At 71.6% G+C, this 13,509-nt stretch carries 12 protein-coding genes; 1 reads left to right on the forward strand and 11 read right to left on the reverse strand.

Annotation, left to right across the window (positions count from 1 at the left end; genetic code table 11):
- Position 1: 1 nt before the first annotated feature.
- Positions 2-1,672, forward strand: a complete 1,671-nt coding sequence (gene atzF / locus Sri02f_RS15505; protein WP_109001820.1) for an allophanate hydrolase — start codon at positions 2-4, stop codon at positions 1,670-1,672.
- An 84-nt stretch (positions 1,673-1,756) separates the two neighbouring features.
- Here atzF and Sri02f_RS15510 read toward each other — a convergent pair whose 3' ends face one another.
- The 11 genes from Sri02f_RS15510 to Sri02f_RS15560 all read right to left on the reverse strand — a co-directional run bounded on the left by Sri02f_RS15510 (position 1,757) and on the right by Sri02f_RS15560 (position 13,446).
- Entirely contained in the window at positions 1,757-4,609 is a 2,853-nt protein-coding gene (locus Sri02f_RS15510) for a DEAD/DEAH box helicase (protein WP_109001821.1), read from the reverse strand.
- A gap of 328 nt (positions 4,610-4,937) precedes the next feature.
- Positions 4,938-5,882 (reverse strand): twin-arginine translocase subunit TatC, encoded by a 945-nt coding sequence (gene tatC / locus Sri02f_RS15515; RefSeq protein WP_109001824.1) that lies wholly within the window; start codon positions 5,880-5,882, stop codon positions 4,938-4,940.
- A 47-nt stretch (positions 5,883-5,929) separates the two neighbouring features.
- Positions 5,930-6,217 carry a Sec-independent protein translocase subunit TatA gene (tatA, locus tag Sri02f_RS15520; protein WP_109001826.1) on the reverse strand — a complete coding sequence of 96 codons (288 nt, stop codon included), beginning with the start codon at positions 6,215-6,217 and terminating at the stop codon, positions 5,930-5,932.
- A 282-nt stretch (positions 6,218-6,499) separates the two neighbouring features.
- Positions 6,500-6,694, reverse strand: a complete 195-nt coding sequence (locus tag Sri02f_RS15525; protein ID WP_109001828.1) for a hypothetical protein — start codon at positions 6,692-6,694, stop codon at positions 6,500-6,502.
- 18 nt (positions 6,695-6,712) lie between these two features.
- Complete coding sequence (locus tag Sri02f_RS15530) at positions 6,713-7,003, reverse strand: hypothetical protein (RefSeq protein WP_109001830.1); 291 nt, start codon at positions 7,001-7,003, stop codon at positions 6,713-6,715.
- On the reverse strand, positions 7,000-8,061 hold the full coding sequence (locus Sri02f_RS15535; protein ID WP_109001832.1) for a helix-turn-helix transcriptional regulator: 1,062 nt from the start codon (positions 8,059-8,061) through the stop codon (positions 7,000-7,002). The genes Sri02f_RS15530 and Sri02f_RS15535 overlap by 4 nt, the downstream gene beginning before the upstream one ends.
- Before the next feature lie 18 nt (positions 8,062-8,079).
- Entirely contained in the window at positions 8,080-9,081 is a 1,002-nt protein-coding gene (locus tag Sri02f_RS15540) for a helix-turn-helix transcriptional regulator (RefSeq protein ID WP_109001833.1), read from the reverse strand.
- Between the two features lie 154 nt (positions 9,082-9,235).
- Positions 9,236-9,607, reverse strand: a complete 372-nt coding sequence (locus tag Sri02f_RS15545; RefSeq protein ID WP_109001835.1) for an FKBP-type peptidyl-prolyl cis-trans isomerase — start codon at positions 9,605-9,607, stop codon at positions 9,236-9,238.
- Positions 9,608-9,672: 65 nt separating this feature from the next.
- Positions 9,673-10,683 carry an FKBP-type peptidyl-prolyl cis-trans isomerase gene (locus tag Sri02f_RS15550; protein WP_109001837.1) on the reverse strand — a complete coding sequence of 337 codons (1,011 nt, stop codon included), beginning with the start codon at positions 10,681-10,683 and terminating at the stop codon, positions 9,673-9,675.
- 132 nt (positions 10,684-10,815) lie between these two features.
- Positions 10,816-12,177: a Pup--protein ligase gene (gene pafA, locus Sri02f_RS15555; RefSeq protein ID WP_069771814.1), complete on the reverse strand. Its 1,362-nt coding sequence runs from the start codon at positions 12,175-12,177 to the stop codon at positions 10,816-10,818.
- Between the two features lie 9 nt (positions 12,178-12,186).
- Positions 12,187-13,446 carry an MFS transporter gene (locus Sri02f_RS15560; RefSeq protein WP_109001839.1) on the reverse strand — a complete coding sequence of 420 codons (1,260 nt, stop codon included), beginning with the start codon at positions 13,444-13,446 and terminating at the stop codon, positions 12,187-12,189.
- Positions 13,447-13,509: the final 63 nt, after the last annotated feature.

Genomic DNA, 13,509 nt, shown 5'->3' on the forward strand with positions numbered 1-13,509 from the left:
GATGTCCAGCACGCTCAGCCGCGTCCGCGCCGCGTACGCCCGCATCGAGGCCACGGACCGCCCCGAGATCTGGATCGACCTGCGGCCCCGGGACGAGGTCGAGGCGGAGGCGGAGGCGATCGACCGGCGCGTCGCCTCCGGAGACCGTCTTCCGCTCGCCGGCCGGCTGCTCGCCGCCAAGGGCAACATCGACGTGGCCGGCCTGCCCACCACGGCGGGCTGTCCCGCGTACGCCTACCGGCCGGCCCAGGACGCCCCGGCGGTGGCCGCTCTGCGCGCGGCCGGGGCACTGCTGCTGGGCACGACGAACCTCGACCAGTTCGCGACGGGCCTGGTGGGCACCCGCTCCCCGCACGGCGCGGTCCGGGGCGCCTTCGACCCGGAGCGGATCAGCGGCGGCTCCAGCTCCGGCTCGGCCGTGGCGGTGGCCCTCGGCCTCGTCGACCTCGCGCTCGGCACGGACACGGCGGGCTCGGGCCGGGTCCCGGCCGCCTTCAACGGCGTCGTCGGCCTGAAGCCGACCCGCGGTCTCGTCCCGACCGAGGGCGTCGTCCCCGCCTGCGCCTCGCTCGACTGCGTGACCGTCTTCGCCCGCACCCTGCCGGAGGCCGAACAGGCCCTCGCCCACATGGCGACCGGCGCCGTCCCGCCCCCGCCCGGGCGGCCCGCCGGCCCCTGGCGCGTCGCGGTCCCGCCGCTCGACCAGCTCGGCGAACTGGACGCCGGCTGGGCGCAGGCCTACGAGGCGGCGGCACGGCAGCTCGCGGCGGCCGGGGCCGAGCTCCGCACCCTCGACCTCAGCCCCTTCACCGAGGCCGCCGCGATGCTGTACGAGGGCGCGTTCGTCGCCGAGCGCTACACCGCCGTGGGGAGCTTTGTCGACAAGTTGCTCGCGGAAGGCGGTGCGGGCCTGGACCCGACGGTCGCCGGCATCATCACCCGGGCCCGCGACGTCCCCGCCCACCGCCTCTTCGCGGACCAGGACCGACTGGCCGCCCTGCGCACCCGCGCTTTCGCCGAACTGGCCGACGCCGACGCGCTGCTGCTGCCCACCGCCCCCGGCCACCCCACCCTCGCGGAGGTCGCCGCCGACCCGCTGGGCGCCAACGCCCGCCTGGGCCGCTTCACCAACTCCACCAACCTCTTCGACCTGGCGGCGGTGGCGGTCCCGGCCGGCGAGGTGAACGGCCTCCCGTTCGGCGTGATGCTGATCGGGCCGGCTCACACGGACGAGCGGCTGGCCCGGATCGCCGCGCTGCTGCGGCCCGGGACACGGGTGGCGGTGGTGGGCGCGCACCTGTCGGGCCAGCCGCTGAACGGCCAGCTCCTGGCCCTGGGCGCCCGCCTGGACCGGACGACGGTCACCGCCCCGGTCTACCGGCTGCACGCCCTGCGCACGAGCCCGCCGAAGCCGGGCCTGGTGCACGTCGGCGCCGAGGACGGCTCCGGAGCGGCGATCGAGACGGAGGTATGGCGTCTCCCGGCCGAAGGCCTCGGATCCCTGCTGGCCGCGCTGCCCCGCCCGATGGCCCTGGGCCCGGTGGAACTCGCCGACGGCACCCGCGTCCCCGGCTTCCTCTGCGAGCCCTGCGCCCTCGCGGACGCCGAGGACATCACCGCCTACGGCGGCTGGCGCAGCTACCTGAACGAGCGCCAGGGGCAGCGCACCTAGAACCTCTCGTTCGGCTCCCGGCGGGTAGGAAGGGTGCGGGGAGCGGGTGGCCGGCCACCCGCTCCCCGCACCCGCCGTCCACTCTCAGCCCACCGACGAGTAGGCCACGACGCCCCGCAGCAACGCGTCGACCGCCTTACGGGCGTTCTTCGCCACCGTCGTGCTCTCGGCGGGAGCCGCCGCCGCGATCTGCCCGAGTACGTCGATGACCTGCTTGCACCAGCGCACGAAGTCTCCGGCGGGCATCTCCGCCTCGCGCAGCACCTCGTCCAGCCCCTTCCCCGAGGCCCACATGTACGCCGACCAGGCGAAGCCCAGGTCAGGTTCGCGCTGTCCGACGCCCTCGGTCTGGCTGATCCGGAAGTCCTCCTCCAGCGCGTCCAGCCGGCCCCAGATGCGCACCATCTCGCCGAGCGCGGCCTTCGCCTTGCCCGAGGGCAGCTTCGGCGCCATCGCGTCGTCGCTCATCCGCGCCTCGTACACCAACGCCGAGACGCAGGCGGCGAGTTCAGCGGGGCTGAGCCCCTCCCAGACACCCGCGCGCAGACATTCGCTGGCGAGCAGGTCGAGTTCGCCGTAGAGGCGGGCGAGCCGCTTGCCGTGCTCGGTGACCTCGTTGCCGCGCAGGTAGTCCAACTCGGTCAGCAGCGCCACGATCCGGTCGAAGGTACGGGCGATGGTGTTGGTGCGGCCCTCGATGCGCCGCTCCAGCTGCGAGGTGTCGCGCAACAGCCGGTGGTAGCGCTCGGCCCAGCGGGCGTGGTCCTCGCGGTCGGAGCAGCCGTGGCACGGGTGCGCCCGGATCTCGGTGCGCAGCCGGGCGATCTCCCGGTCGTCCGCGGCCTGGGAGCGCTGCTTGCGGGCCCGCTCCGGCGGGATGTGCCCGGCCTTGGTGCGCAGCGCGGAGGCGAGGTCGCGGCGGGACTGCGGCGAGCGCGCGTTGAACGTCTTGGGGATCCGCATCCGCTCCAGCGCCTCGACCGGCACGGGGAAGTCGATCGACGCCAGCCGCTTGACCTGCCGCTCGGCGGTCAGGACCAGCGGGCGCGGCCCGTCCTGGTGGTCGAAGCCGCGGTGCCCGTTGGCCCGCCCGGCGGGCAGGCCCGGGTCCAGCACCAGCGCCAGCCCCGCGTACTTGCCGGCGGGCACGTGGATGACGTCCCCGGGCTTGAGCCTCTCCAGCGCCACGGCGGCCTCCGCGCGCCGCTGGACCGCGCCCTGCTTGGCCAGTTCGGTCTCGCGGTCCTTGAGGTCGCGGCGCAGCCGCGCGTACTCCTCGAAGTCGCCGAGGTGGCAGGTCATGGAGGCCTTGTAGCCGTCCAGGCCCTCCTCGTTGCGCTGGACCTGCCGGGAGATCCCGACCACCGACCGGTCGGCCTGGAACTGCGCGAACGACGTCTCCAGCAGTTCGCGCGAGCGGTGCCGCCCGAACTGTTCGACGAGGTTGACCGCCATGTTGTAGGACGGCTTGAAGCTGGAGCGCAGCGGGTACGTGCGCGTGCCCGCGAGGCCGGCGAGGTGCTCGGGGGCCATCGCGCGCTGCCACAGCACGACGGCGTGTCCCTCGACGTCGATGCCGCGCCGGCCCGCGCGCCCGGTGAGCTGGGTGTACTCGCCGGGGGTGATGTCGGCGTGCTGTTCGCCGTTCCACTTGACGAGCTTCTCCAGCACCACCGACCGGGCGGGCATGTTGATGCCGAGGGCGAGGGTCTCGGTCGCGAAGACGGCCTTGACCAGGCCGCGCACGAACAGCTCCTCGACGACCTCCTTGAACGTCGGCAGCATGCCCGCGTGGTGGGCGGCGATACCCCGCTCCAGGCCCTCCAGCCACTCGTAGTAGCCGAGGACGTGCAGGTCCTCGTGCGGGATGGCGGCGGTGCGCTCCTCGACGAGGGCGCGGACCTCGGCCCGCGCCTCCTCGTCGTTCAGCCGCAGTCCGGCGTACAGGCACTGCTGGACGGCGGCCTCGCAGGCGGCGCGGCTGAAGATGAACGTGATGGCGGGCAGCAGCCCTTCGGCGTCGAGCCGCTCGATGACCTCGGGCCGGCCCGGCGTCCACACCCGCGAGCGCTGCCTGCGCTCGCGCTCGCGGTCGGCCTCGCGCATGCTGCGGCCCCGCCTGCGGTCCTGGTACGACGGCCTGGAGGCCTCCATGCGGGCCAGGCGCATGAGGTCGGGGTTGACGGCCCTTCGATGGCCCTCGCCCTCCTCGAACAGGTCGTACATCCGCCGCCCGGCGAGCACGTGCTGGAACAGCGGCACGGGCCGGTGTTCGGAGACGATCACCTCGGTGTCGCCGCGCACGGTGTCCAGCCAGTCGCCGAACTCCTCGGCGTTGGACACGGTCGCGGACAGCGAGACCAGGGTGACCGACTCGGGAAGATGGATGATCACCTCTTCCCACACGGCGCCCCGGAAGCGGTCGGAGAGGTAGTGCACCTCGTCCATCACCACGTATCCGAGGCCGAGGAGCGTCTGCGAACCGGCGTAGAGCATGTTCCGCAGCACCTCGGTGGTCATCACGACCACCGGCGCTTCGGAGTTGACGCTGTTGTCGCCGGTGAGCAGACCCACCTTGTCGCTGCCGTAGCGGCGGCACAGGTCGGAGTACTTCTGGTTCGACAGCGCCTTGATGGGGGTCGTGTAGAAGCACTTCTTGCCCTGTTGCAGGGCGAGGTGGACGGCGAACTCGCCCACGATCGTCTTGCCCGAGCCGGTGGGGGCGGCCACCAGGACGCCCTTGCCCGCCTCCAGCGCCTGACAGGCCTCGATCTGGAAGGGGTCGAGACCGAAGTCGTACATCTCGCGGAAGGACGCGAGCGCGGTGGCCTGCTCGACAGCGCGCTTACGTGCTGCCGTGTACCGCTCGGCCGGTGAGAGATCCTCTGTCATCGTGCTTTCGAGCGTACCGGGCCGCACTGACAACAGGACGATCATTATCCGGATCAGGTGCTTCCGAACCCGGGTACGCCCAGCTCACGCAGGGCCGCCGGGCTCCGGCGCGCGGGCCGGGCGACACGCCCCGGCCCAGGCGCCCGCGACACGCCCCGACCCGGTCACGCGACGCACGCTGAGCGGCGGTGTCCCGCGCCGCTCCCCGTCCCCGCGCCGCTCCCCCGCCCGCGCCCCGGCGGTCGCCGGCCGCCCGCGACGCGGAAGCGGCCGGGGCGCCGTGCGGGCGCCCCGGCCGCGGCCCGCAGCGGGATGGACGAAAGAGGGTGATCTCGCGGGTCGCGAGGGCGACCCGGGAGTCCGGCGGCGTCTGTCAGGTCACGTCGTCGTACCCGTTGACCCGGTCCGTGCTCGACTGCTCCGGCAGCGAGCGCGAGGCGGCCACCGTCTCGACCCCGCCGATGTCCTCCGGGGTGAGATCCAGCTCGGACGCCTCGTCGTCGGCCGGGCCGAGGGCGTCGCGGCGGTGCTTGCGGCGGTCGTTCAGCACGGAGAAGGCGGTCGCGCAGAAGTACAGGACCCAGATCGGACCGGCGAGCGCCAGCATGGTCAGCGGGTCGGTGCTGGGCGTGGCGACCGCGGCGAACACCGTGATGCCGATGATCATCCCGCGCCACCAGCCGAGCATGCGCTTGCCGGTCAGCACCCCGGTCAGATTGAGCATCACCAGCAGCAGCGGCAGCTCGAACGAGAGGCCGAAGACCAGCACCATGCGGACGATCAGATCGAGGAGATCGTCCAGCGGCAGCTGGTTGTCGAGGTCGGCCGGCGAGAACTGCAGGAGCACCTTGGCCATGGTCGGGAGCGTCTTGTACGCGAAGAACGCCCCGCCGAGGAACAGCGGAACGCCCGTGCCGACGAACGCGTAGGCGTACTTGCGCTCGTGCCGGTGCAGACCGGGCGCGACGAACGCCCACAGCTGGTAGAGCCAGACCGGCGACGCGAAGATCACGCCGGCCATCAGGGAGACCTTGAGGGCGAGCGTGAAGGGGGTGAGCAGACCGTTCAGCACGATACGGGCGCAGGTGCCGCTCCGCTGGGTCGCCAGCTCGGAGAAGGTCGAGTCGCACCCCACCGCGTTGAGAATCGGGTTCGTGAAGAACTCGATGATGTTCTTGTAGAAGAAGGCGGCCACGATCGTGACGACGACGATGGCCAGCATCGCCTTCGCGAGCCGGTTGCGAAGCTCACGAAGGTGATCCGCGAGGGGCATCCGCCCCTCGGGGTCCTTCTCCTCTTTGCGGGCAGACTTCAGCAACCCACGTTCCCATCTCGTGCGGCGGGCCGGAGGTCACCGGCCCTGCGTCAGCGCTTGGTCGTGTCCGTCGGCTCGGTGACCGGACGGGAGCTGGTCACGTCGCCGGGAGCGGCCTGGATGGTGCGCGTCGCCGGGGTCTGCTCGTCGGCGGGGGGCGGGCCGGCCGGCGTGGTCGTGCTGCCGCCGTCCTCCTTCATCGCCTTGGCCTCGCTCTTCAGGATGCGAGCGGACTTGCCCAGCGAGCGCGCCATGTCGGGAAGCTTCTTCGCGCCGAACAGCAGGATGACGACGACGAGGATGAGAATGATCTCGGGGGCGCCGAGCCTTCCGAACATAAGTCTTTACCTTCTCACCGAGGCTGCGGGGGCGGGTTGCCGTCCGACCGGTCGGACGCGTGTCCGAACGATCGTGTTGACAGCGATCGTAACGCTCAGGGGTAAACGTGAGGCAATCCCCGTGCGTACTCCCGGTATGCGGTCCGGGCCTCGTTCTCCGAGCCGCGACCAGCAGCGTACCTGCCCCCACCACCGGCGCGGGAGGCCGAAGCGGCCCACAACGCATCGGTCTCAGGACTCACACGAACGGCTCCGCACCCGGCGGGACCAGGCACGCGGCCGTCACAGCGTGTCCACGGCGCGCGCCGCGCTCGCCGCCGCCCGCTCCAGGTCCTGGGCGGCCCGGTCGACCCTGCGCGCGGACTCGGCGACCTGCCGCCCCAGCCGCTGCGCCTCGACGAAGACCCGCACGGCGAACACCGCGAGGACGGCGAGACCTGCAAAACCCAACGCAACCGCGAACATCGCCCAGAACATGGAGCGAGCCTAGACCCCCTACGGGGCATGCAGCCGCAGGGTCCTGACCCCGCCGCCGGTCAGCAGCTCCACGATCCGCTCGCCGGCCGGCTTGCGCACCGCCGCCCCGCAGTCCGGGCAGGTGAACGAGTAGAAGGTGGTGCGGCTGGAGGCGCCGATGGCCAGCCGCAGCGCGCTCGCGGCGAGCTCGAAGGCGCCCCGGCAGTCCGGGCACCCGGCTCTGAACCGCACCGGGGCCACGCTGCGCATCCCCGCGAACGCGGACGCCACCGAGATGTCCCGCACGCCGGACGCCGTCGACTCGCTCACTGCTCCCCCTGCTCCCGTCCGTCCGACCTGCCCTCGCCGTGCGCCGCGAGCGGCGCTCCGGCCGCCCCGGCCGCCTCGATCCCGTCGTACGCGGCCAGCGCCTCGCGGGCGGCCCGGCGGGCGCTGTCGGCGAGCTCCGGCGGCGAGACGATCCGGCCGTCGCGGCCGAGCCGCAGGGCCAGCCGCCTCAGCGAGGCCGGCTCGGGCGTACGCAGAGCAATACGCAGCCCGCCCTCGGGCAGTTCATCCGCACTGTCGTGCGGGTAGTACTCGGCGACCCAGCGGCCGCCCGGCCCCACCTCGACCACGACCTCCGGATCCTCCGCGGCCGGCTGCACCAGCCCCTCCGACAGGTCCCGCAACTCGATCTCGGGCGGCGCCGAGGGCTCGTCGAGGATCTTGATCTCGGCGACCCGGTCCAGCCGGAACGTGCGGCGCGCCTCGGAGCGGCGGCACCAGGCCTCCACATAGGTGTGCCCGACGCTGACCAGCCGGATGGGGTCGATCTCTCGCTCGCTCAGCTCGTCACGAGCGGGCGAGTAGTAGCGGATCCACAGCCTGCGCCGCTCCGAGATCGCCCGGTCGACGTCCGCGAAGACCCCGCCCTCCGACTCGAACGTCACCGACAGGCGCGCGCTCGCCCCCGCCGCCTCGCCGGCCGCCGCCTCCACCTTCGCCGTGGCCCGCAGCAGCGCCTGCCGGTCGCCCTCCCGCAGCCCCGGCAGCGTCGCCACGGCACGGGCCGCCACCAGCAGCGCGGTCGCCTCGTCGGCGGCAAGACGCAGCGGCTCGGCGGCGTCCGCGCCCAGCGCCGCCGGATTGTGCCACCAGATCCGCTCGCCGTCGGTGTCGATGTCGAGAAGGTCGCCGCCGCGGAAGCTGGTCCCGCACATGGGCAGCACGTCGAGGTCCGAGACCAGCTCGTCCTCGGTGATGCCGAAGGCGCGCGCCACGTCCTCGATGCGCGCGCCGGGCCGCTCCCTGAGATACGTCACCAGGGAGAGCATCCGCCGGGTCTGGTCGATCGCGTTCGCCGGCCTGACCGGTTTGCCTGCCACTGTGTTGCTCGCTCCCCCTCAGCCCTTGGCCACGGCCCGCAGCCGGTCCACGACGTCCGCCCGCAGCTCGGCCGGTCCCAGGACCACCACGTCCGGCCCGAACTCCACCAGCCAGGCGTCCAGCCCGTGCCCGTACGGAATCTCCAACTCGTCCCAGCCGTCCCCGAGTTCCCGCACCGCGGTGGCCTTCGCCCGCAAGGGGTACCCCGAGCCCGTCCGCAGCCGGATCAGCGCGCTGCGGTCGGCGGTCTCCCCCGCCCAGCTCGCGACCGTCTCACGCACCGTGACGACGTCGGGAACCGGCACGGTGAACGCCGACCCGCGCGAGCGCACCCGGCCGGTGATCCGCGACAGCCGGAACACCCGCTCGGCGCCCCGGTCACGGTCGAAACCGGCCAGGTACCAGTGGCCGCGCCAGCACTCCAGCGCCCACGGCTCCACATGCCGCGGCTCCGGGTGCGCGGCGGTGGCCTTGCGGTAGTCGAACACCACGGGCCGACGGTCCCGGCAGGCCAGCATCAACGGCTCGAAGGCCGCCTCGTGCACGGGGATCCGGGGCTCCAGCGCGCCATGGGCCTCGTAAGGGTCCACGTCCTCGGGAAGGCCCGCCGCCCGCAGCTTCTGCAGCGCGCCGCTGGCCGCTCCCGCCAGCCGGGCCTGCTGCCACACCTTGGCCGCCAGCCCGAGAGCCGCGGCCTCCTCGGCGTCGAGAGTGATGGGCGGCAGCCGGTTGCTGTCACGGCGCGCGAGGTAGCCGATCTCGCCGTCCAGGCTCTCCACGGTCTCGATGACCAGGCCGAGCTCGCGCAGATCGTCCTTGTCGCGCTCGAACATCCGGTTGAAGGAGTCGTCCGACGTCGCGGCCCCGCCGCCCGACCGGAGAGCCGCACCCCTGCCCGGCCCGAAGGCCTCGACGTATGCCTCGATGGAGTCGCGCAGCTCACGCTTGCTGAGCGGCCGACGCGTGCCGAGCAGACACAGCGCCAGGTTCATCAGCCGCTCGGCCTTGGCAATGGCCATCGACGCCCTTCGCCTCCCCTATGGTGCTTACGATCGAGACCGTACCGCCCCGCGTGCCCCGGACAAAAGCCGAGGGCCCACGCCCGGGCAGGCATGGGCCCCAGATGATCGGCACCGGTCGCACCGCGACCAACGCCGACCGGCGGTGGGACGATCAGACGCCGAGCAGGTCCACCACGAAGATCAGCGTCTCACCGGGCTTGATCGCCGGCGTCGGGCTCTGGTCGCCGTAGGCGAGGTGGGCCGGGATGGTCAGCTGGCGGCGCCCGCCGACCTTCATGCCCTGCACGCCCTGGTCCCAGCCCTTGATGACCCGGCCGCCGCCGAGCGGGAAGCGGAACGGCGTCCCGCGGTTCCAGCTGGCGTCGAACTCCTCACCGGTGCTGAACGCGACACCCACGTAGTGGACGGAGACGGTCTGACCGGCCTGCGCAACCTCGCCGTCGCCCTCCCAGATGTCCTTGATCTCGAGGTTCGCCGGGGGCTCGCCGCCGGGAAAGTCGATCTCGGGCTTGTCAATGCTCACGTCACTGGCTCCTGCATGTCTCACGGAAAGGCAACAACACGGACAGTCTTACACTTCTGGCGGCCTCACATCTTCGCGAGGATGTCCACCGAGAACACCATCGTGGAGTCCTTCTCGATGCCGCTGCCGCTCGGCGGGCTGTCGCCGTAACCCAGCGACGGCGGGACGACGATGACGACCCGGCTGCCCACCTTCTTGCCGGTCAGTCCCTGCGCCCAGCCCTTGACCACCTGCTGGAGCGAGAACGACGTCAGCGTGTGGTGGCCGTACGTCGAGTCGAACTCCTTGCCCGTGTTCCAGATGACGCCCTTGTACTGCACCAGCACGGTGTCGGCCGCCGCGAGCACCGGGCCGTCCCCCTCGATCACGTAGTTCGACACCAGCTTCGTCGGCGGCTTCGTCTTGGGAATGTCGATCGAGGGCGCTTTGCCGTCGGTGTTCGTGCCCACCTTCGGCACACCGGCCCCGTCCTGCGGCACGTTCTTGCCCTTGGCGGAACTGTTCGCGTTGAACGAGTCCTTGATGTCGAACACGAACACCAGCGTGTCCGTGCCCTTCACCCCCACCTGCGCATTGCCCTTCTTACCGAAGGCCCAGGTCGGCGGCACCGCGAACTCCACCCGGCTGCCCACCTTCTTCCCCGTCAGCGCGTAACGCCAGCCCTCCAGGGTGCTGCCCTGCGCGAGCTGGGTCAGCAGCGGCACCTTGTGGTCGTAGGTGTTGGTGAGGACCCTCGCCGTGTCCCACACCTGGGCCAGATAGTCGGCCTGGATGTAGTCGTTCTCCGCGACCGTCTTCCCGCCGCCGGCGATCACCGTCCTGACCGCCAGCTGATCCGACGGCTTGCCCGGACCCTTGGCGACCGTCGGCTTCTCACCGAACTTCGCCCCCGCCGTGATGGCCGGCAGCGGACCGTCGACGATCTTCGGCGGAGGCGCCGCCGACGGAGCCGCGGCCGAAGCCGAGGGCGACGCCTTGTCGCTCGCCTTGCTCGAGTCGGACTTGTCGGCACCGCACGCGGACAGCGTGACCAGTCCCGCGGGTACGGCGGCAAGGATGAGGGAGCGTCGGCGCACGATGAAGCCTCGTAATCGGTCGATCTTCGGATGGCGTGCGCAACTCTACGACGCAACACGGGCACCGTACGGGAAACGTACGGTGCCCGTGTTGCGTTCCGCACCCGCGCCGAGCCCGAGCGGAACACGTGCTCACATGCCGGCGATCAGCTTCTCCACCCGGTCGTCCACCGAACGGAACGGGTCCTTGCACAGCACGGTGCGCTGCGCCTGGTCGTTGAGCTTGAGGTGCACCCAGTCCACCGTGAAGTCCCGGCGCTGCTCCTGCGCACGCCGGATGAAGTCACCGCGCAACCGCGCCCGAGTCGTCTGCGGAGGCACCGACTTGCCCTCGAAGATCTTCAAGTCGTTGCAGATCCGCGCCGCTTGGCCCTTGCGCTCCAGCAGGTAGTACAGACCACGACGACGATGGATGTCGTGGTAGGCGAGGTCTATCTGCGCCACCCGCGGATGCGACATCGTCATGTTGTGCTTGGCCCGGTACCGCTCGATGAGCTGGTACTTCATCACCCAGTCGATCTCGGTGCCGATCCGGTCGAGGTCCTCCGCCTCGATCGCGTCCAGCGTGCGGCCCCACAGCTCCAGGACCTGGTCGACGGTGCCGGTGCGGATCCCGCGGCGCTCGACGAAGTCCACGGCCTTCTCGTAGTACTCCCGCTGCACCTCCAGCGCGGAGGCCTCACGCCCGCTGGCCAACCGCACCTTGCGACGGCCCGTGATGTCGTGGCTGACCTCGCGGATCGCCCGGATCGGGTTCTCCAGCGTCAGATCCCGCATCACCGTGCCCGCCTCGATCATGCGCAGCACCAGATCCGTCGCGCCGACCTTCAGCAGCATCGTCGTCTCGGACATGTTCGAGTCGCCCACGATGACATGCAGACGGCGGTACCGCTCGGCGTCCGCGTGCGGCTCGTCACGCGTGTTGATGATGGGCCGCGAACGGGTCGTCGCCGAGGAGACGCCCTCCCAGATGTGCTCGGCCCGCTGGCTGACGCAGTAGACCGCCCCACGGGGCGTCTGCAGCACCTTGCCCGCCCCGCACAGCAGCTGCCGGGTCACCAGGAACGGGATCAGGATGTCCGCCAGCCGGGAGAACTCCCCGTGCCGCGCCACCAGATAGTTCTCGTGACAACCATAAGAGTTGCCCGCCGAGTCCGTGTTGTTCTTGAAGAGGTAGACGTCGCCCGCGATTCCTTCCTCGTGCAGGCGTCGCTCCGCGTCCACCAGGAGTCCCTCGAGAATGCGCTCGCCGGCCTTGTCGTGGGTGACCAGTTCGGTCACGTTGTCACATTCCGGTGTCGCGTATTCCGGATGCGAACCCACGTCGAGATAGAGGCGGGCGCCGTTCCGCAGAAAGACATTGCTGCTTCGGCCCCATGACACGACACGGCGGAAGAGGTACCGCGCCACCTCGTCGGGAGACAGCCGACGCTGTCCCCTGAACGTACATGTGACGCCGTACTCGTTCTCCAGCCCGAAAATGCGGCGGTCCATGAGTGAACATTACGCCCGATCCCCTGAACTGAAACGGGGTTCGGCAGCACGGTTTGGATCATTTTCCGATGAAGCCGCAACCACCCCGGTTCCCGCGGGAACTGCCATTACCCGCCTTGTGGCCAGCAAAACCACCAAGGACACGGCCCCCGCGGCGCCCGGCACCGCGAACCCCCACAACGCGCCACCGGCCTCCACGACCGGCCCCGCCACACCCGTCCCCACCGACGCCCCCACCGTGAAGGTCGTCACCAGCCAGGAGAACGCCTCCGTCACCGTTCCCCGCGGCGCGTGCCGGTCCACGATGACGAACGCACACGCGAGGGCAGGAGCCAGGAACACGCCCGCCAGCGCCGTCAGCGCCACCATGGCCACCGCGCCCGGCATCAGCGTCAACGGCAGGTAACACACCGCCAGAGCGGCCACCAGCCCGACCAGTCGCCGCTCCGGCGCCCCGGCCCACCGCCGCGCCCCGTACGCCACCCCGCCCGCCAGCGCGCCCAGCCCCAGCGCCGCCATCAACCAGCCGTACACCGCGTCCCCGCCGTGATCGTCCGCATACGACACCGACGCCACCGTGATCGAACCCAGCGCCACACCCACGAACAGGAACGCCCCCAGCAGTGCCAGCAGACCCGGCGACCGCAGCGCCCCCAGCCAGTGCGCCTCACGCGGAGCCGACCGCCACGCGCGCGAGGGCGGCGACACGACCACCCACAGCGCGCCCAGCACCCCCAGGGCGTTCAGCACCAGCAGCGCGGCCTGCGCCGACCACACCGACACGCACACCGTCACCAGCAGCGGCCCGACGGTGAACATCACCTCCTGCGCCACCGCGTCCATCGCGTAGGCCGTGTGCACCTGGTCCTCGCGCCGCAGCACCGCCGGCCACAGGGCGCGCAGCCCGCCCTCCAGCGGCGGCGTGAAGAACCCCGCCGCGGCCACCGCCCCATAGGCGACCGGCAGCGGACCGGTGCCCGCGAACGCGAACACCGCCATCGAAAGCGCCGAGGCGAGCGCCGCCGGCAGCTGGACCCGAGGCTGCCCGTAGACGTCGACCAGCCGCCCCAGCGACGGCTGCCCCACGGCGTTCGCCACGCCGTACACCGCGGCCAGCGCCCCCGCCAGGCTGTACGTGCCGCCCTCGGCCCGCACGAACAGGACGATCGCGATCGCGGCCGTGGCGTTGGGCAGCCGGCCCACCAGCGTGCCGGCCAGCAACCGGGCCGCGTGCCTCGCCCTGAGGATCTCCAGGTATCCCGCGGCCAATGTCCTGCCTCCGTCGGCTCGCCCGAGGCAGTGAGCCACCCCGAAGTTTTACGTATAACGCCT

This window comes from Streptomyces rishiriensis (assembly GCF_003112535.1).
GTDB classification, from domain to species: domain Bacteria; phylum Actinomycetota; class Actinomycetes; order Streptomycetales; family Streptomycetaceae; genus Streptomyces; species Streptomyces rishiriensis.

What these genes read in the sequence shown, in the direction of transcription:
- pafA (WP_069771814.1), bottom strand. Translation starts at nt 12,177, where the DNA reads ATGGACCGCCGCATTTTCGGGCTGGAGAACGAGTACGGCGTCACATGT.
- Sri02f_RS15525 (WP_109001828.1), bottom strand. Translation starts at nt 6,694, where the DNA reads ATGTTCTGGGCGATGTTCGCGGTTGCGTTGGGTTTTGCAGGTCTCGCC.
- Sri02f_RS15540 (WP_109001833.1), bottom strand. Translation starts at nt 9,081, where the DNA reads ATGGCCATTGCCAAGGCCGAGCGGCTGATGAACCTGGCGCTGTGTCTG.
- tatA (WP_109001826.1), bottom strand. Translation starts at nt 6,217, where the DNA reads ATGTTCGGAAGGCTCGGCGCCCCCGAGATCATTCTCATCCTCGTCGTC.
- atzF (WP_109001820.1), top strand. Translation starts at nt 2, where the DNA reads ATGTCCAGCACGCTCAGCCGCGTCCGCGCCGCGTACGCCCGCATCGAG.
- Sri02f_RS15510 (WP_109001821.1), bottom strand. Translation starts at nt 4,609, where the DNA reads ATGATCGTCCTGTTGTCAGTGCGGCCCGGTACGCTCGAAAGCACGATG.